This is a genomic window from Aquabacterium sp. T101, from assembly GCF_057219775.1.
This window is the reverse complement of sequence record NZ_JBXVVZ010000001.1, coordinates 127,253-147,075: the sequence shown is the minus strand read 5'-3', so window position 1 is coordinate 147,075 and position 19,823 is coordinate 127,253. Positions and strand designations below refer to the sequence as shown.

The 19,823-nt window shown below is 71.7% G+C and carries 18 protein-coding genes and 1 tRNA gene; 9 read left to right on the top strand and 10 right to left on the bottom strand.

What is annotated here, in order from left to right; all coding sequences use genetic code 11:
- Positions 1-194: 194 nt before the first annotated feature.
- Complete coding sequence (locus AC2EAQ_RS00705; RefSeq protein WP_484639748.1) at positions 195-1,172, top strand: GMP reductase; 978 nt, start codon at positions 195-197, stop codon at positions 1,170-1,172.
- Between the two features lie 37 nt (positions 1,173-1,209).
- Here AC2EAQ_RS00705 and AC2EAQ_RS00700 read toward each other — a convergent pair whose 3' ends face one another.
- The gene (locus tag AC2EAQ_RS00700; protein WP_484639747.1) at positions 1,210-2,622 is read right to left on the bottom strand and encodes a S41 family peptidase; all 1,413 of its coding nucleotides are present in this window, start codon (positions 2,620-2,622) and stop codon (positions 1,210-1,212) included.
- A 134-nt stretch (positions 2,623-2,756) separates the two neighbouring features.
- Here AC2EAQ_RS00700 and AC2EAQ_RS00695 point away from each other — a divergent pair, with 134 nt between their 5' ends.
- Positions 2,757-5,588 (top strand): valine--tRNA ligase, encoded by a 2,832-nt coding sequence (locus tag AC2EAQ_RS00695; RefSeq protein WP_484641127.1) that lies wholly within the window; start codon positions 2,757-2,759, stop codon positions 5,586-5,588.
- Here AC2EAQ_RS00695 and AC2EAQ_RS00690 read toward each other — a convergent pair.
- Positions 5,533-6,510: an NAD(P)-dependent oxidoreductase gene (locus AC2EAQ_RS00690; protein ID WP_484639746.1), complete on the bottom strand. Its 978-nt coding sequence runs from the start codon at positions 6,508-6,510 to the stop codon at positions 5,533-5,535. The genes AC2EAQ_RS00695 and AC2EAQ_RS00690 overlap by 56 nt on opposite strands.
- 84 nt (positions 6,511-6,594) lie before the next feature.
- Between AC2EAQ_RS00690 and galU the strand changes: the two genes are divergently transcribed.
- Complete coding sequence (gene galU / locus AC2EAQ_RS00685) at positions 6,595-7,461, top strand: UTP--glucose-1-phosphate uridylyltransferase GalU (RefSeq protein ID WP_484639745.1); 867 nt, start codon at positions 6,595-6,597, stop codon at positions 7,459-7,461.
- Positions 7,462-7,504: 43 nt separating this feature from the next.
- Here the strand turns inward: galU and AC2EAQ_RS00680 are convergent, their stop codons facing one another.
- Both AC2EAQ_RS00680 and cysM read right to left on the bottom strand, forming a co-directional pair.
- Positions 7,505-7,732, bottom strand: a complete 228-nt coding sequence (locus AC2EAQ_RS00680; protein WP_484639744.1) for a sulfurtransferase TusA family protein — start codon at positions 7,730-7,732, stop codon at positions 7,505-7,507.
- 70 nt (positions 7,733-7,802) lie between these two features.
- Positions 7,803-8,708, bottom strand: coding sequence for a cysteine synthase CysM (gene cysM / locus AC2EAQ_RS00675; RefSeq protein ID WP_484639743.1), 906 nt, complete (start codon positions 8,706-8,708; stop codon positions 7,803-7,805).
- A gap of 83 nt (positions 8,709-8,791) precedes the next feature.
- Between cysM and AC2EAQ_RS00670 the strand changes: the two genes are divergently transcribed.
- From AC2EAQ_RS00670 to AC2EAQ_RS00660, 3 genes are all read left to right on the top strand, one after another.
- Positions 8,792-8,876 (top strand) — tRNA-Leu (locus tag AC2EAQ_RS00670).
- Between the two features lie 22 nt (positions 8,877-8,898).
- Positions 8,899-9,492 carry a rhomboid family intramembrane serine protease gene (locus tag AC2EAQ_RS00665; RefSeq protein ID WP_484639742.1) on the top strand — a complete coding sequence of 198 codons (594 nt, stop codon included), beginning with the start codon at positions 8,899-8,901 and terminating at the stop codon, positions 9,490-9,492.
- Positions 9,493-9,553: 61 nt separating this feature from the next.
- Entirely contained in the window at positions 9,554-10,582 is a 1,029-nt protein-coding gene (locus tag AC2EAQ_RS00660; RefSeq protein WP_484639741.1) for a S1C family serine protease, read from the top strand.
- Here the strand turns inward: AC2EAQ_RS00660 and AC2EAQ_RS00655 are convergent.
- Positions 10,579-11,487 (bottom strand): NAD-dependent epimerase/dehydratase family protein, encoded by a 909-nt coding sequence (locus AC2EAQ_RS00655; protein WP_484639740.1) that lies wholly within the window; start codon positions 11,485-11,487, stop codon positions 10,579-10,581. The two genes, AC2EAQ_RS00660 and AC2EAQ_RS00655, sit on opposite strands and share 4 nt — an antisense overlap.
- 53 nt (positions 11,488-11,540) lie before the next feature.
- On the opposite strand from AC2EAQ_RS00655, the gene AC2EAQ_RS00650 reads away from it, so the two are divergent.
- Together AC2EAQ_RS00650 and AC2EAQ_RS00645 are read left to right on the top strand one after the other, a co-directional pair.
- Complete coding sequence (locus AC2EAQ_RS00650) at positions 11,541-12,578, top strand: CDP-6-deoxy-delta-3,4-glucoseen reductase (RefSeq protein WP_484639739.1); 1,038 nt, start codon at positions 11,541-11,543, stop codon at positions 12,576-12,578.
- Between the two features lie 112 nt (positions 12,579-12,690).
- A complete protein-coding gene (locus tag AC2EAQ_RS00645; protein ID WP_484639738.1) occupies positions 12,691-13,710 on the top strand; it encodes a CsgG/HfaB family protein in 1,020 nt (339 codons plus the stop codon).
- A gap of 34 nt (positions 13,711-13,744) precedes the next feature.
- On the opposite strand, the gene AC2EAQ_RS00640 is transcribed toward AC2EAQ_RS00645, so the two are convergent.
- Positions 13,745-14,539 carry an enoyl-CoA hydratase gene (locus AC2EAQ_RS00640; protein ID WP_484639737.1) on the bottom strand — a complete coding sequence of 265 codons (795 nt, stop codon included), beginning with the start codon at positions 14,537-14,539 and terminating at the stop codon, positions 13,745-13,747.
- Positions 14,540-14,670: 131 nt separating this feature from the next.
- Between AC2EAQ_RS00640 and AC2EAQ_RS00635 the strand changes: the two genes are divergently transcribed.
- The gene (locus AC2EAQ_RS00635; protein ID WP_484639736.1) at positions 14,671-15,174 is read left to right on the top strand and encodes a hypothetical protein; all 504 of its coding nucleotides are present in this window, start codon (positions 14,671-14,673) and stop codon (positions 15,172-15,174) included.
- A 9-nt stretch (positions 15,175-15,183) separates the two neighbouring features.
- On the opposite strand, the gene AC2EAQ_RS00630 is transcribed toward AC2EAQ_RS00635, so the two are convergent.
- The 4 genes from AC2EAQ_RS00630 to AC2EAQ_RS00615 all read right to left on the bottom strand — a co-directional run bounded on the left by AC2EAQ_RS00630 (position 15,184) and on the right by AC2EAQ_RS00615 (position 19,812).
- On the bottom strand, positions 15,184-16,260 hold the full coding sequence (locus AC2EAQ_RS00630; RefSeq protein WP_484639735.1) for a DUF3108 domain-containing protein: 1,077 nt from the start codon (positions 16,258-16,260) through the stop codon (positions 15,184-15,186).
- A 74-nt stretch (positions 16,261-16,334) separates the two neighbouring features.
- The gene (locus AC2EAQ_RS00625; protein WP_484639734.1) at positions 16,335-18,071 is read right to left on the bottom strand and encodes a M61 family metallopeptidase; all 1,737 of its coding nucleotides are present in this window, start codon (positions 18,069-18,071) and stop codon (positions 16,335-16,337) included.
- A 30-nt stretch (positions 18,072-18,101) separates the two neighbouring features.
- Positions 18,102-18,890, bottom strand: a complete 789-nt coding sequence (locus AC2EAQ_RS00620; protein ID WP_484639733.1) for an SDR family oxidoreductase — start codon at positions 18,888-18,890, stop codon at positions 18,102-18,104.
- A 19-nt stretch (positions 18,891-18,909) separates the two neighbouring features.
- On the bottom strand, positions 18,910-19,812 hold the full coding sequence (locus AC2EAQ_RS00615; RefSeq protein ID WP_484639732.1) for a DMT family transporter: 903 nt from the start codon (positions 19,810-19,812) through the stop codon (positions 18,910-18,912).
- Positions 19,813-19,823 lie beyond the last annotated feature (11 nt).

The following is a 19,823-nucleotide window of genomic DNA, read 5'->3' as shown; positions in this document are numbered from 1 at the left end:
CCCCTGTGCCGGGGGCTGCGCGGGCCCACGTTGAGCAATGCAGCACGAAGCACGCCGGTTCGTCCGCGTAGAATTCGCCACCGGGCCCAAATTCTGGTGCCCGGTTCGAGTTCCGGCCCACGCCCAGCCCGTGGCTTCTCGGAACGCCGGTGCACCAGGTCAAGCGCTCTCCCCGCAACCGACGGAGCCTGACCATGGAAATCTTCGACTACGACAACATCCTGCTGCTGCCGCGCAAGTGCCGCGTGGAAAGCCGCGCCCAGTGCGACACCGGCATCGCCTTCGGCCCGCGACGCTTCGCGATGCCGGTGGTGCCTTCCAACATGAAGACGGTGGTCGACGAGGCCATCGTCGAGTCGCTGGCGCGCGCGAACCACTTCTACGTGATGCACCGCTTCGACCTCGACAACGTGGCGTTCGCGCGGGCCATGCGCGACAAGGGCCTGTTCGTGTCGATCAGCGTCGGCGTCAAGGACGCCGACCGCGACACGGTGGACCGCCTCGCCGCCGACGGCACCGGCGCCGACTACATCACCATCGACATCGCCCACGGCCATGCCGACAGCGTGCGCGCGATGATCGAGCACATCAAGGCGAAGCTGCCCCAGGCCTTCGTGATCGCCGGCAACGTGGCCACGCCCGAGGCCGTGATCGACCTGGAGAACTGGGGCGCCGACGCCACCAAGGTGGGCGTGGGCCCGGGCAAAGTGTGCATCACCAAGCTCAAGACCGGCTTCGGCACCGGGGGCTGGCAGCTGTCGGCGCTGAAGTGGTGCGCGCGGGTGGCCACCAAGCCGATCGTCGCCGACGGCGGCATCCGCCACCATGGCGACATCGCCAAGAGCATCCGTTTCGGCGCGTCGATGGTGATGATCGGCTCGCTGTTCGCCGGCCACGAGGAAAGCCCGGGCCAGACGGTCGAGGTCGACGGCCGGCTCTACAAGGAGTACTACGGCAGCGCGTCGGACTTCAACAAGGGCGAGTACAAGCACGTCGAGGGCAAGCGCATCCTCGAGCCGATCAAGGGCAGGCTGGCCGACACGCTGCGCGAGATGCGCGAGGACCTGCAGAGCTCGATCAGCTATGCCGGCGGCACGCAGCTGGCCGACCTGAAGAAGGTGAACTACGTGATCCTGGGCGGCGAGAACGCCGGCGAGCACCTGTTCATGTGACCCGCCGGCGCTCGCGCCGGTCGCGCCGCATCCGCGTTCAGCGCGCGCTCATGCCGGTGCGCTCGCCACCGTCGGCACCGTCGTAGCGGGCCCGGCCGGTGACCGAGCGCGACTGCGGCGTCTCGCGCGTGAGTGCCACCGGGCACGAACCGTTGTCGGCCACGTGCGCAGCGGTCACCAGCAGCGGGTCGGCCAGGTCGCCGATGGGTCGAGAAAAGTCCTCCGCCACGGCGCAGGTGGGCGTGAGCCCGTCGAAGTAACGGCCCTGGCTCTGCGCGTTGACGCTCTCGAACGTGACCACGCTGTAGGTGGTGCCGCAGCCGTCGTCGGTGGGGTTGAAGCCCACCGGCTTGCCGCAGGTGGTGTCGCCGATCAGCACCACGTTGACGCCCACGCCGCGCAGGCCGTTGACCACCTGCTCGCTGGCCGAGCAGGTGCGCTCGCCGGCCAGCACGTACACCGTGCCCAGGCCCACCCAGGCGCCGGGGTTGGAGAACAGGAAGTCCTGGTTGTTGCCGGTGTTCCGGTCGTTGTAGAGCAGCGACGCGTAGACCCGGTTGGCACCGCGGTTGCCGGCCACGTGCGACGCCACCGTGGCACCGATGGCCACCCGGCCGCCACCGTTGTAGCGCAGGTCGAGCACCAGATCCTGCATGCCCTGGTTGCGCAGGCTGGTCATGGTGGACGCCAGCGGCGTGCTCACCTGGTTGATCATGTCCTTGACGAAAACGTAGCCGATGCGGCGGCCGTTCTGACTGAGCACCACCTGGCCGTTCTGGATCGTCTGCACCGGCGTCAGCGCGAAGATCGCCGCCGACAGGTTGACCGCCGTGGCCGGCCCGGCGCCCCGGCGCACCGACAGCTGGAGCGACGCGCCCTCGCCCGACGCGGACAGCCCGCTGAAGTCGTTGTTGGCAATCACGGTGGCCGCGGGCACGCCGTTGATCGACAGGATCTCGTCGCCGCGGCGCATGCCGCCGGCCAGGGCGGCCGTGGAGGCCGCCGGCGAGCCCGGCTCGATGTAGCGCACGAAGAGTCGGGTCTGGCCCTGGGCGACGGCCTCCAGGCCGTTGACCGCCACGCCCCAGCCCAGCGTCTGGCCGTCGCCGAAGAAGCGGTTGAAGCTCTCGGTGGACTGGAAGCCGCTGTAGCGGTCGGCGGGCCAGCGCGCGCCGCCACCACTGGGGATGAGGTCGCCGCCGCGATAGAGCAGCGCGTTGAAGTAGGAGTCCACGTCCGCATAGCCCGTCGGCGAGGGGCTCGGGCTCAGCCGGTACCAGAGGTAGTCGTCGAGGAAGTAGTTGCGGACCCAGGCCTGCCGGTCGGGCACGTTGCAGCTGGCCGCGGGCGGCTGGCCGCCGCTGTCGCCGCCGCCACCGCCGCAGGCGGCCAGCAGCATCGGCAGCGCCCAGGCCAGGCGTCGAAGGGCATGGGTCGGGTTCTGGGACACAGGGCTCTCCTCGGGCCGCGGCGGACCCTGAATCTACAATCGTTGCAACCCCGCAGGCTGCGTTTGCGTTGACAGGATTGTCCGTCGACGAGCGGAGTCGCTTGTCAACAACCGTCACCGACGCGCCCGACCGCATGTCCTCCGAGCTCGCCAAGTCCTTCGAACCCGCCGCCATCGAGGCCCGCTGGGCCCCGCGCTGGGAAGCCAGCGGCGCGGCACGGCCCACGCTGGACCCGTCGCGGCCGTCCTTCTCGATCCAGCTGCCGCCGCCCAACGTGACCGGCACGCTGCACATGGGGCACGGCTTCAATCACGCCATCATGGACGCGCTGACCCGCATGCACCGCATGCGCGGCTTCAACACGCTCTGGCTGCCCGGCACCGACCACGCCGGCATCGCCACGCAGATCGTCGTCGAGCGCCAGCTGCAGGAGCAGGGCCTGTCGCGCCACGACCTGGGCCGCGACGAGTTCATGCGCCGCGTCTGGGCCTGGAAGGAAACCTCGGGCAACGTCATCACCGGCCAGATGCGCCGCATCGGCGACACGGTGGACTGGTCGCGCGAGTACTTCACGATGGACGCGACGCAGTCCGCCGTGGTCAACGAAACCTTCGTGCGCCTGTACGAGGAGGGCCTGATCTACCGCGGCAAGCGCCTCGTGAGCTGGGACCCGGTGCTGATGTCCGCCGTCTCCGACCTCGAGGTCGAGAGCGAGGAGGAGGACGGCTTCCTCTGGCACATCCGCTATCCGCTCGAGGACGGCTCGGGCTCGCTGGTGGTGGCCACCACGCGCCCGGAGACGATGCTCGGCGACACCGCGGTGATGGTGCACCCCGAGGACGAGCGCTATGCGGCGCTGGTGGGCCGGCGCGTGCGGCTGCCGCTGACCGACCGCACGATCCCGGTCATCGCCGACGACTACGTCGACCGCGAGTTCGGCACCGGCGTGGTCAAGGTGACGCCGGCGCATGACCACAACGACTACGCCGTCGGCCAGCGTCACGGCCTGCCGATGATCGGCGTGCTGACGCCCGACGCGAAGATCAACGGCGAGGCGCCGGCGGCCTACCGCGGCCTGGACCGCTTCGAGGCGCGCAAGCGCGTGGTGGCCGACCTCGACGCGCAGGGCCTGCTGGTCGAGACGAAGAAGCACAAGCTGATGGTGCCGCGCTGCGCTCGCACCGGCCAGGTGGTCGAGCCGATGCTCACCGACCAGTGGTTCATGGCAATGACCAAGGCCGGCCGCGACGGCGAGTCGATCGCCGGCCGGGCGATGAAGCTGGTGGACTCGGGCGAGGTCCGCTTCGTGCCGGACAACTGGGTCAACACCTGGAACCAGTGGATGAAGAACATCCAGGACTGGTGCATCTCGCGCCAGCTCTGGTGGGGCCACCAGATCCCCGCGTGGTACGACGAGGACGGCAGGGTCTACGTGGCGCGCAGCGAGGCCGAGGCGCAGGCCCAGGCGCCCGGCCGCAGGCTGACGCGCGACCCCGACGTGCTCGACACCTGGTACTCGGCGGCGCAGTTCCCGTTCTCCACCCTGGGCTGGCCGGGCAAGAGCGTCGAGCAGGACCTGTTCCTGCCCTCCACCGTGCTGGTCACCGGCTTCGACATCATCTTCTTCTGGGTCGCGCGGATGATCATGATGACCGCGCACTTCACCGGCAAGCCGGCCTTCCGCCACGTCTACATCCACGGCCTGATCCGCGACTCGCACGGCCAGAAGATGAGCAAGAGCGAGGGCAACGTGCTCGACCCGGTGGACCTGATCCAGGGCGTGGACCTGGACACGCTGGTGAAGAAGAGCACCACCGGCCTGCGCCGGCCCGAGACGGCGCCGAAGATCGCCGCGCGCGTGAAGAAGGAGTTCCCGGAGGGCATCCCCGCCTACGGCGCCGACGCGCTGCGCCTGACGATGGCCAGCTACGCCAGCCTCGGCCGCGACATCAACTTCGACACCAAGCGCTGCGAGGGCTACCGCAACTTCTGCAACAAGCTCTGGAACGCCACCCGCTTCGTGCTGATGAACTGCGAAGGCCAGGACTGCGGCCTGAAGGACCACGCCAAGGCCGAATGCGAGCCCGGCGGCAGCACCGAGCCCTACCTGCACTTCTCGCAGGCCGACCGCTGGATCACCGGCGAGCTGCAACGCGTCGAGGCCGCCGTGGCGCAGGCCTTCGCGGACTACCGGCTCGACCTCGCCACCGCGGCGGCGTACGACTTCGTCTGGAACGAATACTGCGACTGGTACCTGGAGATCGCCAAGGCCCAGATCGCCGGCGGCACCCCGGCGCAGCAGCGCGCCACGCGCCGCACGCTGATCCGCGTGCTGGAGACCACGCTGCGCCTGCTGCACCCGCTGGCTCCCTTCATCACCGCCGAGCTCTGGGAAACGGTGGCCCCGGTGGCCGGCCGCGCCGGCACGCACCCGGCCGGCGTGATGATGGCGCCCTACCCCGTGGCCCAGCCCGAGCGCATCGACACCGCCGCCGACGCCTGGATGGCGCGACTGAAGGCCGTGGTCGGCGCCTGCCGCAACCTGCGCAGCGAGATGGGCCTGTCGCCGGCGGAGCGCGTGCCGCTGCTGGCCCAGGGCGACGCGCCCTTCCTCGACGCTGCCGCTCCGCTGCTCAAGGCGCTGGCCAAGGTGGGCGACGTGCAGCGCATCGAGGCGGACGCGGCGTTTGCCGCGGCCACGCAGTCGCTGCCGGTGGCGATTGCCGGCGACGTGCGCCTGGCGCTGGAAGTCAAGATCGACGTCGACGCCGAGCGGGCCCGCCTGGCCAAGGAGATCGCCCGCCTGAAGGGCGAGATCGCCAAGGCCGAGGGCAAGCTGGGCAATGCCAGCTTCGTGGAGCGGGCCCCGGCCGCCGTGGTGGCGCAGGAGCGCGAGCGCGTGGCGGAATTCAGCCGGACGCTTCAGCGTCTGGCAGATCAAGCGGCACGTCTGCCGTCGGCTTGAACTCGCCGCGCTGCGGCGTGGTGTCGGCCGACAGCAGCTCGTCGATGCGGCGCGCCACGGCCCAGGCCGCGCGCACGCGCGACTCGCGCGTGGTGGCGGCCACGCGCGGCGTGACCTGCAGCGTGTCGATCTGCGCCAGCGGCCGCCCCGCGTCCAGCAGGCCGGGCTCGAGGCTGTCGAACCACGCCGCCGCCATGCGGCCGGTGGCCAGCACCTCGGCCAGCGCGTGTTCGTCGAACACGCTGGAATGCGCCACGCTCACCATGACCTGGTTGGGCTTGCAGTAGGGCAGGAAGCGCTCGCCGATCAGGCCCTGGTAGCGCGAAAAGTAGGTCAGCTGCACGCACACGCCGTCGCTGTTTTCCATCAGCTCGCGCAACGGCACCGGTTCCACGCGCCAGCGACTCCAGACGTTGTCCGAGGCGTGCACCGCGGGGTCGTAGCCGATGACGCGCGAGCCGAACGCGGTGAGCAGCTGCGCCAGCGCACGGGCGGCGGGCACCATGCCCACCAGGCCGATCGTCGCGCCGCCCAGCTCGCGCCCGACCAGCAGGCCCTCGGGGCTGAGCACCGGCACGCGGCGGAACATCTGCAGCAGCGCGCCGATCATAAACTCGGCCTCGGCCACCGCGCTGGCGGTGACGCTGCGGACCACCTCGACGCCGGCGCGGCCGCAGGCGTCCAGGTCGATGTTCTCGGCGCCGGCGGACAGGCGGCCGACCGCGCGCAGCACGGGCGAGTAGTGCAGGGCCTGGGCGTCCAGCGCCACCGACGGCGGGATCACCAGCGCGCGCACGTTGAACAGGGCTTGCCGCAGCGCGCGGGGGTCGCGCGCCAGCTCCGGCGCGTAGCGCACGGCATGACGCTCTCCGAGCCACTGCATCACCTCGGGTTCGAGCGGCTCGACGATCAGCACATCCATGCGACTTCACGAGCAGGATTCACGGCTGCCAGGTCATCCCTGCATGCCAGAATCTGCGCGGCTCCCAACCCTGATTGTAAGTAGATGCACATCCGCAAGGCGATCTTCCCCGTGGCAGGTCTCGGTACCCGATTCCTGCCGGCCACGAAGGCCCAGCCCAAAGAAATGCTGCCGGTGGTCGACAAACCGCTGATTCAGTACGCGGTCGAAGAGGCGTACGCCGCCGGAGTCAGAGAAATGATCTTCGTCACGGGCCGCCACAAGCGACCCATTGAGGATCACTTTGACATGACCTTCGAATTGGAAGTAGCCCTCGAACAGGCGGGTAAGCAGGAACTACTGCACATCGTGCGCAGCGTCAAGCCCGATGACATGGAGTGCATCTACGTGCGCCAGGCGCAGGCGCTGGGCCTGGGCCACGCCGTGCTGTGCGGCCAGCGCCTGGTGGGCAACGAGCCCTTCGCGGTGCTGCTGGCCGACGACCTGATGGTGCACGACAAGCCGATCCTGGCCCAGATGGTCGAGCAGTACGCCGAGTGGCGGGTGTCGATCCTGGCGGTGCAGGAAGTGCCCGCCGAGCACACCCAGCGCTATGGCATCGTGGCCGGCACCTCGGTGGCGCCGCGCCTGCTCAACATCGAACGCATCGTCGAGAAGCCCAAGCCCGCGGACGCGCCGTCGCGCCTGGGCGTGGCGGGCCGCTACATCCTGACCCCTGGGGTTTTCCACGAGATCGCGACGCAGAAGCGGGGCGTGGGCGGCGAGATCCAGCTCACCGACGGCATCGCCGGGCTGCTGCGGCGCGAGAAGGTCTTCGCCTACCAGTACGAGGGCCGTCGTTACGACTGCGGCAGCAAGGAAGGCTTCCTGGAGGCCAATGTCGAACTGGCGCTCGAGCACCCCGTGCTCGGGGGGGCTTTCCGCGACTATCTGAAGAGCCTGAAGCTCTAGCGCCACGGCCGCGCCCGGGGCGCGCGCCGGGTCGGCGCCCGGCCTACCTGCGGCGCAGGTAGTGGACGAATTCCTTTTCGCCCGTCACCTGCTCGACCAGTTCGTTGCCCGTCTGGCGCGCAAACGCCTGGAAGTCGCGCACCGAGCCGGGGTCCGTGGCCACGACCTTGAGCACCTCGCCCGAGAGCATGTCCGTCAGGGCCTTCTTGGCCTTGAGGATCGGCAAGGGGCAGTTCAGGCCGCGCGTGTCGAGTTCTTTCTGGGCTTGCATGGGGCGGGATTCTAGGCGCGCGGCAGCGGCCGCACGAATCAGGGTTGTCGGGCCTGCACCGGGCCGGCCCTCAGGCCGGAAACACCCCGGTGGAGAGATAGCGGTCGCCGCGGTCGCAGACGATAAAGACGATCGTGGCGCGCTCCAGGCGCTCGGCAAGACGCAGCGCGGCCACGCAGGCCCCCGCCGCCGAGATGCCGGCGAACAGCCCTTCCTCGCGCGCCAGCCGCCGCGCCATGTCCTCGGCTTCCGCCTGCGACACCAGCACGATCTCGTCGACGTGGGTCGGGTCGTAGATCTTCGGCAGGTAGGCCTCGGGCCACTTGCGGATGCCCGGGATGCGCGAGCCTTCCGACGGCTGGGCGCCGACGATGCGCACCGCCGGATTCACTTCCTTCAGGTAGCGCGACACGCCGGTGATGGTGCCGGTGGTGCCCATCGCGCTGACGAAGTGCGTCACCTGCCCCTCGGTGTCGCGCCAGATCTCGGGCCCGGTGGTCTCGTAGTGGACGAGCGGGTTGTCCGGGTTGGCGAACTGGTCGAGCACGCGGCCCTTGCCGTCGGCCTGCATCTGCATCGCCAGGTCGCGTGCGTACTCCATGCCGCCGGACTTGGGCGTGAGCACCAGTTCGGCGCCGAACGCCTTCATCGTCTGCGCGCGCTCGATCGACAGGTCCTCCGGCATGATCAGCAGCATGCGGTAGCCGCGGATCGCCGCCGCCATCGCCAACGCGATGCCGGTGTTGCCGGACGTGGCCTCGATCAGCACGTCGCCCGGCTTGATGTCGCCGCGCTGCTCGGCGCGGGCGATCATGCTGATGGCAGGCCGGTCCTTCACCGAGCCGGCCGGGTTGTTGCCCTCGAGCTTGCCGAGGAACACGTTGCCGCGCCGGGCGTGGTCGGCACCCGGCAGGCGCTGCAGCCGCACCAGCGGCGTGCCACCGATGGCGTCTTCGAGGGTCTTGTACTGGGGCATGCCGCGATTGTCGCAGCGCCGCCGCGTCGCCGCAGGGGGGCGTGTGATAATCCGCGCCCGTCGCGCTGATGCGCGCGCACCTGGCCTCGGTGGCGAAATCGGTAGACGCAGGGGACTCAAAATCCCCCGCCGAAAGGCGTGCCGGTTCGAGTCCGGCCCGAGGCACCAACTCCTCCCAGCCCGTCCGCCGATGCCCCCGCTGCCACCGGTCACCAAAGCCTTCATGCTGGCCTGCACGGCCATCTTCTGCCTGCAGTTCCTGGCCGGGCGCTGGGTGGAATCGCTGTTCGCGCTCTGGCCGCTGGCCAGCGGACAGTTCATGCCGTGGCAGTTGCTGACCTACGCCTTCCTGCACGGCGACATGGGCCACCTGTTCTTCAACATGCTCGGCCTGTGGATGTTCGGCAGCGAACTGGAGCGGCTGTGGGGCCAGAAGCGCTTCGTGCACTTCCTGCTGGCCGGCGCGCTGGCCGCCGCGGCCGTGCAGCTGGGCTGGACCTTCCTCATCGGTTCGGGCGCCCCGACCGTGGGTGCCTCCGGCGCGCTGTTCGCGCTGCTGCTGGGCTTCGGCATGCTGTTCCCGAACCGGGTCATCATGCCGCTGTTCCCGCCGATCCCGATGAAGGCCAAGATCTTTGTGGCGGTGTTCGGCGGCCTCGAACTCGTGTTCGGCTTCCTCGGCAGCGGCGGCATCGCGCACTTCGCCCACCTGGGCGGCATGCTCGGCGGCTTCCTGATGATCCGCTACTGGCGCGGCCAGTCCCCCTTCGGCCGCCGCCGCTGACGGCACGGTCGTTGCATCGCCCGGCCTTCCGGCGCATCCTTGCGCCCTGGGGAGGTGTGCGATGAAGTGGCGACTGTCATGGCTTCTGGTCGGCCTGGGCTGCCTGTGCGGCGCCGCGCTGGCGTCCTCGCCGTCACCGGCGCCGGCCGGCGGTTCCGCGCTCGAGGCCCAGTCGCGCGCCCTCGAACGGGCCGCCAACGCGGTGGTCGGCCTGCAGACCCTGGCCGTCCCCGACGCGCGCTCCAACAATACCCTCGGCCGCGTGCGCCAGGGCTCGGGCGTGGTCATCGGCGCCGACGGCCTTGTGCTCACCATCGGCTACCTCATCCTCGAAGCCGACCAAGTGCAGCTCGTGCTGGACGACGGGCGCAACCTGCCGGCCCGCGTGGTGGCCTACGACCTGGCCACCGGCTTCGGCCTCGTGCAGGCGCTGGCGCCGCTGAACGTCGTGCCGGCGCCCATCGGGCGGTCCTCGGAGATCGCGGCCGACGACACGCTGCTGGTGGTCAGCGGCGAGCCCGCCGGCCAGCTCAGCGCCGCGCGCATGGTGTCGCGCCGGGCCTTCGCCGGCTACTGGGAGTACCGCATCGACGACGCGCTGTTCACGTCGCCGCCGCGCACCGACCACAGCGGCGCCGGGCTGTTCAATCCGCGTGGCGAGCTGGTCGGCATCGGTTCGCTGGTGGTGGGCAATGCCGCCGGCGACGACGCGCCCCGGCTGCCCGGCAACATGTTCGTGCCGACCGACCTGCTGCGCCCGATCCTGGGCGAGATGCGGCGCACCGGCGCGTCCGCGGCCAGCCGGCGGGCCTGGCTCGGCGTCAACTGCGTGGAGCAGCGCGGGCAGTTGCGCGTGGTGCGCGTGGCCGACGACAGCCCGGCCGAGGCCGGCGGCCTGCGGGTCGGCGACCGCATCGTGGCCATCGACGGCAAGCCGGTGTCCACGCTCGACGGGCTGTGGACCGAACTGTGGCGCGGCGACGCCGAGCGCGAGGTGTCGCTCGATCTCGAGCGCCAGGGTCAGGCGCTCAAGGTGACCGTCGGCACCGTGGACCGCCAGCGCCAGCTCCGGCGCGCCAGCGGGGTCTAGCGCCGCCCGGAGGCCGCGGCCCAGGCGGTGGCCGGCGTCGGCCACGCCAGGCGCACCCGCAGTTCGCGGTGCAGGCGCCGGTTGTCGAGGCGGCGCGACTCGCGCAGGAAGCTCCACTGCATGTCCGACACCGCGGCGCGCATCGCCTCGCGCGTCAGGCGCGGCGCGCGCGGCAGGCCGAACGCGTCGGCCACGGCGTCGAAGTGCTCGCCCATGCGCAGCTCGCTGTCGTCGCTGGCGTGATAGACCCGCTGCGGCGCGCCGCGGAACAGCGCAGCGACGCAGCATCGCGCGAGGTCGTCGGCATGGATGTGGTTGGTGAACACGTCGTCGGCCGCTGCCAGCAGCGGTGCGCCGCGCCGCACGCGCTCGCGCGGGTCGCCGCCTTCCCGGTCGAGCGCATAGATGCCGGGCACGCGCAGCACGCTGCAGGCCGCGCCGGTGGCACGGCCGTACCAGCGCACGCGGCGCTCGGCGTCGACGCGCCGCCAGGCGCGGTCGCTCTGCGGCGCGGCGGGGCGCGTCTCGTCGAAGCGCGCGCCGGCAGCGTCGCCGTACACCCCCGACGTGCTGGCGTACACCACGCGCGACACGCGCGGGCTGCGCATCAGGGCGCGCAGCAGCGCCGCGGTGCGCGGGTCGTCCGCACCCTGCCCCGGCGGCGGCGCGAGGTGCAGCACCCAATCGGCCAGCCCGGCCAGTCGGGCCAGCGACGCCGGGTCGTCGAGGTTGCCGGCCAGCGGCACCGCACCGGCCTTGCGCAGGGCGGCGTGCCGGCCGGCGCTGGAGGTCAGCGCCAGCACGCGAAGACGACCACCGAGCAGGCGCAGCACGCGCAGGCCGACATCGCCGCAGCCCACGACGAGCAGCGTCGGTCGGCGCAGGGCGGCGGAAGGCAGGGTCATCCGGGGTCGGGGACAATGTGGGGCCGACAGTGTAGAGACAGGCCGCTCCGTTCATGACGTTCAAGGTCACCGTGCAGCCCGCGGGCGTCGCGTTCGACGTGGCGCGCGACGAACCCATCCTTGCCGCGGCCATCCGCGCCGGCATCGGCCTGCCCTACGGCTGCCGCGACGGCGCCTGCGGCTCGTGCAAGAGCCGGCTGGTCGAGGGCCGCGTGATCCACGGCGCGCACCAGGTGCGCACGCTGCCGCCCGAGGAGGAATCCGCCGGCTGGGTGCTGCCGTGCTGCGCCACGCCGCAGACCGACTGCGTGATCGAGGCGCGCACGGTGGCCGGCGCCGGCGAGCAGCCGGTGCTCAAGATGCCGGCGCGCGTGGCCAGCCTGGCGCGCCCGGCGCCCGACGTGATGGTGATGAAGCTGCAGCTGCCGGCCACCGTGTCGCTGCGCTACCGCGCCGGTCAGTACGTGGAGTTCATCCTGCGCGACGGCGCGCGCCGCAGCTATTCGATGGCCAATGCGCCCGAGGCGCTCGGCAACCCGCCGATGATCGAGCTGCACCTGCGCCACATGCCCGGCGGCCTGTTCACCGACCACGTGTTCGGCGCGATGAAGGAAAAGGAGATCCTGCGCCTGGAAGGGCCGCTGGGCACCTTCTTCCTGCGCGAGGACAGCGACGCGCCGATCGTGCTGCTGGCCTCGGGCACCGGCCTGGCGCCGATCAAGGCCATCGTCGAGCACATGCGCGCGCAGGGCCTCCAGCGCCGCGCCGTGCTGTACTGGGGCTGCCGGCGCCGCGCCGACCTGTACCTGCACGACTGGGCCCTCGAGGCGGCCGCCGCCCTGCCCTGGCTGCAGTACGTGCCGGTGCTGTCCGAGGCTGGTGCCGCCGACGGCTGGAGCGGCCGCACCGGTCTGGTCCACGAGGCGGTGATGGCCGACCTGCCGGACCTGTCCGGCCACCAGGTCTACGCCTGCGGCGCCCCGGCGATGGTGGACGCCGCCCGGCGCGACTTCGTGGCCCGCTGCGGCCTGCCGGACGGGCAGTTCTTCGCCGACAGCTTCACCTCCGAGCGCGATCGCCACGCCGGCTGAGCCTGGCGGTCGGGCCCGCCGGCCTGGCGCGTGCAGCGCCATCCCGCGTTCCCCGCATGACAGGGCCCGTCGCGCGACGCAGAATCGACGCATGACCCCCAGGAGGATCCCGATGACGACACGTCTTGCGGTGGCCGCGGCCGCCTTCGCGTTCTGCGCCGCCGCGCAGGCCCAGACCCTCGGTGAAGGCGGATCGGCCGCCCAGGGCAGTGCCGGCCCCGGCGGCGCCCAGAACGCGAGCGCACAGCTCGAGAAGTGCGACGCGCCACTGGGCACGCTGGCGGTGGTGGAAGCGCAGAGCCAGGTCATCGCGGCGCTCGGCCGCTACGGGTTGCAGTCGCCCACCGGGCTGATCCGCATGATGGTGCAGCAGTCCAACTGCTTCCAGGTGGTCGAGCGCGGCGTCGCGATGCAGAACATGATGCAGGAGCGGGCGCTGGCGGCTGGCGGTCAGATGCAGGCCGACCAGAACATCGGCAAGGGCCAGATGGTCGCGGCCGACTTCATCGTGACGCCCAACGTGGTGTTCAGCGAGAACAATGCCGGCGGCGTGGGCGGCGCGATCGGTGGCCTGCTGGGCCGGCTCGGCGGTGCCGGCGCCGTGGTCGGCGCGGTGGCGGGCGGCCTGAAGTTCAAGGAGGCCCAGACCAGCATGCTGGTGTCCGACACGCGATCGGGCATCCAGGTGGCGGCCGCGGAAGGCAGCGCCAAGCAGACCGACTTTGCCCTCGGCGGCGCGCTGTTCGGCGCCGGCGGCGGCGCCTCGCTGGGCGGCTACACCAACACCAACGAGGGCAAGGTGATCACGGCGTCGTTCCTCGACAACTGGAACAACATCGTGCGCGCCATCCGCAACAGCCCGAGCCTGGTCCAGGCCAAGGCCGGGCCGGCGTCGCAGGCCAATGCCGCCGCCAGCGTGCAGGCCGGTGCCGCCAACGCGGGCGACGTGATGATGGCCAAGATCGCCGGCGTCAAGGTGCTGAAGACGCCCGCCGACAACGGCGCGGTCGTGATGAGCCTGACCAAGACCGACGAGGTGCTGTTCCTCGGCGAGGAACGCAACGGCTTCGTCAAGGTGACCTCGCCCAACGGCGACGGCTGGGTCAAGAAGGTGCTGCTGCGCAAGCCCTGACGACGGGCCGCCCGCGGGGCGGCCCCCCGGGCCGTCAGCGGTGCTTGAAGGCCGGCTTGCGCTTGGCCACGAAGGCGGCCATGCCTTCCTTCTGGTCCTCGGTGGCGAACAGCGAGTGGAACACCTGCCGCTCGTAGGCCACGCCGTCGGCCAGGCCCGACTCGAAGGCGCGGTTGACGCAGTTCTTGGCCATCATCACCGCGGGCAGGCTGAAGTTGCAGATGGTGGCCGCCGCGGCCAGGGCCTCCTCGAGCAGCGACGCGGCCGGCACGACGCGGCTGACCAGGCCGGCGCGCTCGGCCTCCTCGGCCGACATCATGCGGCCGGTGAGCACCATGTCCATCGCCTTGGCCTTGCCCACCGCGCGCGGCAGGCGCTGCGTGCCGCCGGCGCCGGGCACGATGCCCAGCTTGATCTCGGGCTGGCCGAAGCGGGCCGTGTCGGCGGCGATGATGAAGTCGCACATCATCGCCAGCTCGCAGCCGCCGCCGAGGGCGAAGCCGGCCACCGCGGCGATCACCGGCTTGCGCACGTTGCGCAGCTTCTCCCAGTTGCGGGTGATGTAGTTGCCCAGGTAGGCGTCCATGTAGCTGTAGTCGGCCATCGCGCCGATGTCGGCGCCGGCGGCGAAGGCCTTGTCGCTGCCGGTGATGACCACGCAGCCCACGCCAGGGTCGGCATCGGCGGCGATCAGCGCGTGGCCCAGCTCGTCCATCAGCCGGTCGTTCAGCGCGTTGAGCTGCTTGGGGCGGTTCAGGGTGACCAGCAGGGTGGCCAGGGCCCCGTCGCCGGCGTCCCTTCTTTCGACAAGGATGTATTCGTAGTTCATGGTGTATGTCACGTTTGCACGCGCGGCCTGCGCGCCTGCAATCGACTATACGTGCGCAAGCACACGACTGGTGCGCCGCAGCGGGCCCCACCGGGTTGGAAGCGGGCCGGGCTGACGCTATCCTGACGCCGATGAGCACCGTCTACCGCAAGACCGCGAAGGGCCAGGCCGAGATCGACACTCGGGCCCACCGGCTGCTGCCGCGCCTGCGCCAGGCGCTGATCCTGGTCGACGGACGCAAGTCCGACACCGAACTGGAGAAGCTCATCCTGGCCGAACCCAAGGCCACGCTGGAATCGCTCGAGCGCGACGGCTTCATCGAGGTCGTCTCGACCCAGCCCGACGCCCCGGCGGAGCGTCGTGCCGAGCCGGCAGCCGCCGCGGCGCCGGCGCCAGCCCCGGCGCCACGCAAGTCGGTGGTGTCGGTGGACTCGATCCGCCGCGACGCAGTGCGCCACCTGAACGATCAGCTCGGCCCGGCCGCCGAGGGCATCTCGATCAAGCTCGAGAAGGTCAAGGCCATGCCGGAGCTGCGCCCGCTGCTCGTGTCGGCCGCCCAGCTGCTGCTCAACGTGCGCGGCGCAGCGGCGGCCCAGGCCTTCGCTGACCGCTTCCTGTCCGACGACAACCCCTGAGCGCCGGTCTCAGCGCGGCGCCTGCGGCGCCGCCTGCAGCGGCGCGGCGTCCATCAGCAGGTCCACATACGTGTCCGCGTCCTGCTGGATGCGGATGCGCACCGGCAGGTACTGCAACGACGGCGCGAACCAGACCTCGGCACTGAGTTCGCCGCGCGGTCGCTGCTCGGCGCGGCGCGGCTTCAGGTGGAAGGCGTCGACCTCGCCCACCGGCGTGAACAGACGCTCCTGCGCGACGACGTCGTAGAGCCAGCGGTCGGTGCGGCGCGGCAGCGCCAGCGGCACCTCCACCGTGCGCCCCACCGTCAGCAGCGCCGGCTGCGTCGTGAACAGCCAGGTCAGCTGGACGAACTGGCTGGCCGTGTCCTGCACCGTGGGCGGCACCTCGCGCGTGCTGCCGTTGGCCAGGGTCGCCATGCCCGGCGCGAACTGCACCAGCGCCCGCCGCGGCGACTGGAAGGCGACCTTGGTCGTCTCCTCGTAGCGCTGCGGCACCAGCCCGCCGGGGCCGAGCTCGCCGTCGCTGGTCATGCGCCGGGCCACGAAGGGGGCGAACGACGGGCCGACCATCACGTCGAGGTGCACCTGGTAGCGCAGCCCCTCTCGCACCCACTGCACGCGTGCGCTGCCCTGCACGTCGCCGCGGTAGTTGCCCTGCAGCGTATAGGTCAGCCGCGTCGACGGCGGCCACTCGAAGGCCACGGCCGGCGCGGCAGACGCTGCCGCGACCGGGGCAGCCGGCTCGGAGGCTGCGGCCACGACGGCGTTCGCAGCGGAGGCCGTCGGCGGCCCGTCCGGCACCACGGGTTCGGACTGCGCCACGGGCGCCGGCGTCGGCTCGGGCGCCGGAACCGGTGCCGGCTCGGCGGGACGCGGTGCGCTGGCGGGCTCGGCCGGTGCGGCGGCACGGGTCGGCCGCGGCGTGCGCCGTGCCGCAGGCACCGGCGCGGCCGTGGGCGGTGCAGCCGGCGCCAGCGGCTGCACGAAGGCCACCTCCATGCGGTGCACGGCGGCATGGGCGCCCGCGCCCCAGCCGCCCAGCGCGTCCTGCAGCCACACGACGGCCAGGCCATGAAGCAGCAACACCGCTGCGACAACCGCCAGCCACGCGCCATGGCGGCCGCGGCGGGGCCGGCCCGACCGCGCCGGGGTGCCGTCGGTCAGTGCCCGATCCACGACCGCCGCAGGGTCGCGGCCGCCTGGGGCGGCGAGGCCGCCGGGATCAGGGCCGTGGTCGGCTGCGCCTTCGCGTCGGGCTTGAGCGACAGGGCCTGCAGCCGCTGGTCGCGCGACAGCAGCAGCTCGAAGCGGCGGCCCGGTTCGATCCACTGCTGCGCCTCGTCGAGCCGGCGCAGGCGCCAGCCGTCCACCGCCAGCAGTTCGTCGCCGGCCGACACGCCGGCGCGCTGCGCCGGGCCGCCGGCCAGCACATGCTTCACGGTGACGCCCGCAGCGCCCTCGGTCACGCGCAGACCCAGCGTGGCGGCGAACGCGGGCTTGTCCTCGCGCACCGTCACGCCGGCCCCGGCCAGCAGCGCCGGCAGGGGCAGCTCGCGGGTGCCATGCACCCAGGCCGCCAGCTCGCGTGCATACGAGCGCCCGCCGACGGCTTCCAGCGCCGCGGCGATGCCGGCCTCGTCGATCGGGCCGCCGCCGCTGGCGCGCCAGAGCCAGCGCATCACGTCGTCGAGCGTGCCCCGGCCCTCGGCGCGCAGCGTCAGGTCCAGCGCCAGGGCCACCAGCGAGCCCTTGGTGTAGTAGCTCACCGTCGCATTGGGCGTGTTCTCGTCCGGCCGGTAGTACTTGACCCAGGCGTCGAAGCTGGCCTGCGCCACGCTCTGCACCCGGCGCCCCGGCGTGCCTGCCACGCCGTTGATCGTCTTGGCCAGCAGGCCCAGGTAGCGCGGCGCGTCGATCAGGCCGGCGCGCACCAGCAGCAGGTCGTCGTAGTAGGACGTGAAGCCCTCGAAGAACCAGAGCAGGTCAGTGTAGTTCTCGCGCGTGTAGTCGAAGCGGGCGAAGGCGGCCGGCCGCATGCGCTTGACGTTCCAGGTGTGGAAGTACTCGTGCGACACGAGGCCGAGCAGCGTCACGTAGCCGTCGGTCAGCGCGGTCACGCCCTTTTGCGGCAGGTCGCGCCGCCGCGCGATGAGGGCCGTGCTGGCCCGGTGCTCCAGCCCGCCGTAGCCGTCGTCCACCGCGGCCAGCATGAAGACGTAGCGGTCGAAAGGCGCCCGGGGCTTGCGCGGGCCGTGCCAGAACGCGATCTGCGCCTCGCAGATGCGCCTGGCGTCGGCCAGCAGCCGCTCGCCATCGAAGCCCGGCCAGGCGCCGGCGACGACGAACTCGTGCGGCACGCCGTGCGCGTCGAAGCGGCCGCGCCAGAACGGGCCGAGCTCGAACGGGTGGTCCGCCAGTTCGTCGTAGTCCGCCGCCTCGAAGCGGCGCGGGCCGCGCGGCGCCATCGCGGTGGCCACCTGCCAGCCGCGCGGCAGCCCGCCCAGTTCGACCGTGTGCACGTCGGACTCGCGGCCCTCGACCCGCAGGCACACGCTGGTGCCGTTGAAGAAGCCGCGCTGCGCGTCCAGGAACGCGGTGCGCACCGAGCTGTCGAAGGCGTAGACGAGGTAGCTGACCTCCAGCGCCTGATCGCCGCGGCAGTCGGCCTGCCAGGTGGTCTTGTCGACCTGCGCCAGCGCCACGGCCCGCCGGCCCTGCCGCGCCTGCAGGCCCGACAGGTGGCGACCGAACTCGCGCACGAGATAGCTGCCGGGGATCCACACCGGCAGCGACAGGCGCTGCGCCGCGGCGGGCGCCGGCACGCGCAGCGTCACGCGGTAGTGGTGGGCCTGGGGATCGTGGACGTCGATCCGGTAGTCGATCGTGGACGTGGGCATGCGTGGATTGTCGCCGCCGCGGCACCCGCCCTAGAAGGTGCCGGGGTAGGACCCGCCGTCGATCAGGATGTTCTGGCCGGTCAGGTAGCCCAGCTGCGCGCTGCACAGGAAGGCGCACGCCGCGCCGAACTCGTCGGCCGTGCCGAAGCGCTGCGCCGGGATGCCCTTGGCCCGCGCCGCCGCCAGCTCCTCGATGCTCCTGCCCGTCTTGTCCGCCGCACCCTGCATCGTCTTGCGCAGGCGGTCGGTGTCGAAGGCCCCGGGCAGCAGGTTGTTGATGGTGACGTTGCGGCTGGCCAGCCGGCTCTGGCGCGCCAGCCCGGCGACGAAGCCGGTGAGGCCCGAGCGCGCGCCGTTGGACAGGCCGAGCACGTCCATCGGCGCCTTCACCGCGCCCGAGGTGATGTTGACCACGCGGCCGAAGCCGCGCTCGGCCATCGCGTCCACGGTGGCCTTCATCAGCTCGATCGGCGTCAGCATGTTGGCGTCCAGCGCGGCGATCCAGGCGGCGCGGTCCCAGTCGCGGAAGTCGCCCGGCGGCGGACCGCCGGCGTTGTTGACGAGGATGTCCACCTGCGGCAGCGCGGCCAGCGCCGCGGCGCGGCCGTCGGCGGTGGTGATGTCGCCCGCCACGGTGCGCACCTGCACCGCCGGGTTCAGCGCGCGCAGTTCGGCGGCCGTGGCCTCCAGCGCCTCGGCACCGCGCGCGGTGATCGCCACGTGGACGCCCTCGCGCACCAGCGCCGCGGCGCAGCCCTTGCCCAGCCCCTTGCTTGCGGCGCACACCAGCGCCCAGCGTCCTGCAATGCCCAGATCCATCGCCTTGCTCCTCCTGCGTTCAACCCTTGGCGCGGGCCAGCAGCCACACGCCCAGCAACACCAGCACCGTGCCGGCCACCAGCCAGCCGGTGAACGGCTCGCCCAGCAGCAGCGTACCCAGCAGCACCGTGCTCATCGGCCCGACCATGCCGCACTGCGCCGCCAGCGTGGCTCCGATGCGCTCGACGGCCATCATCACCATCAGCACCGGCGCGAAGGTGGTGAACACCGCATTGCACAGCGACAGCCAGAGCACCGGCTCGGGCACCAGCATGGCGCTGGCGGGACGCAGCACGAACAGCTGCGCGATCGCGAACACGCAGGCCATGCTGGTGGCCGCGCCGGTCAGGCGCAGCGCCCCGAGCCGCCGCACGACCTCCCCGCCGGCCACGAGGTACACCGCATAGGCCAGCACGCTGCCGAAGACCAGCGCGCTGCCCAGCGCCACGTCGCTGCCCTGCAGGCGCAGCTCCTGGCCGAACACCATCACCACGCCGGCGTAGCTGACGGCCATCGCGCCCAGCTCGCGCAGGCCGACCGCGCGCTTGAACAGCAGCGCCGACAGCAGCAGCACCACGGTCGGGTTGAGATACAGGATCAGCCGCTCCAGGCTGGCCGACACGTACATCAGCCCCATGAAGTCGAGCATGCTGGCGAGGTAGTAGCCACAGAAGCCGAGCCCGGTGACCGCCATCCAGTCGCGCCGCGTCAGCGGCGGCTTGCCGCGGCCGGCCCACCACGCCAGCGCCAGGAACAGCGGCAGCGACATCGCCATGCGGAAGAACAGCACCTGCACCGCGTCGACGCCATGCCGGTACATCAGCTTGGCCAGGATCGCCTTGCCGGAGAACGCCACCGCGCCCGCGGTGGCCAGCGCGATGCCGTGCCACAGCGGCGCGGCCTGGGCAGGACTGGCGGTCACGTCCGGCAGCG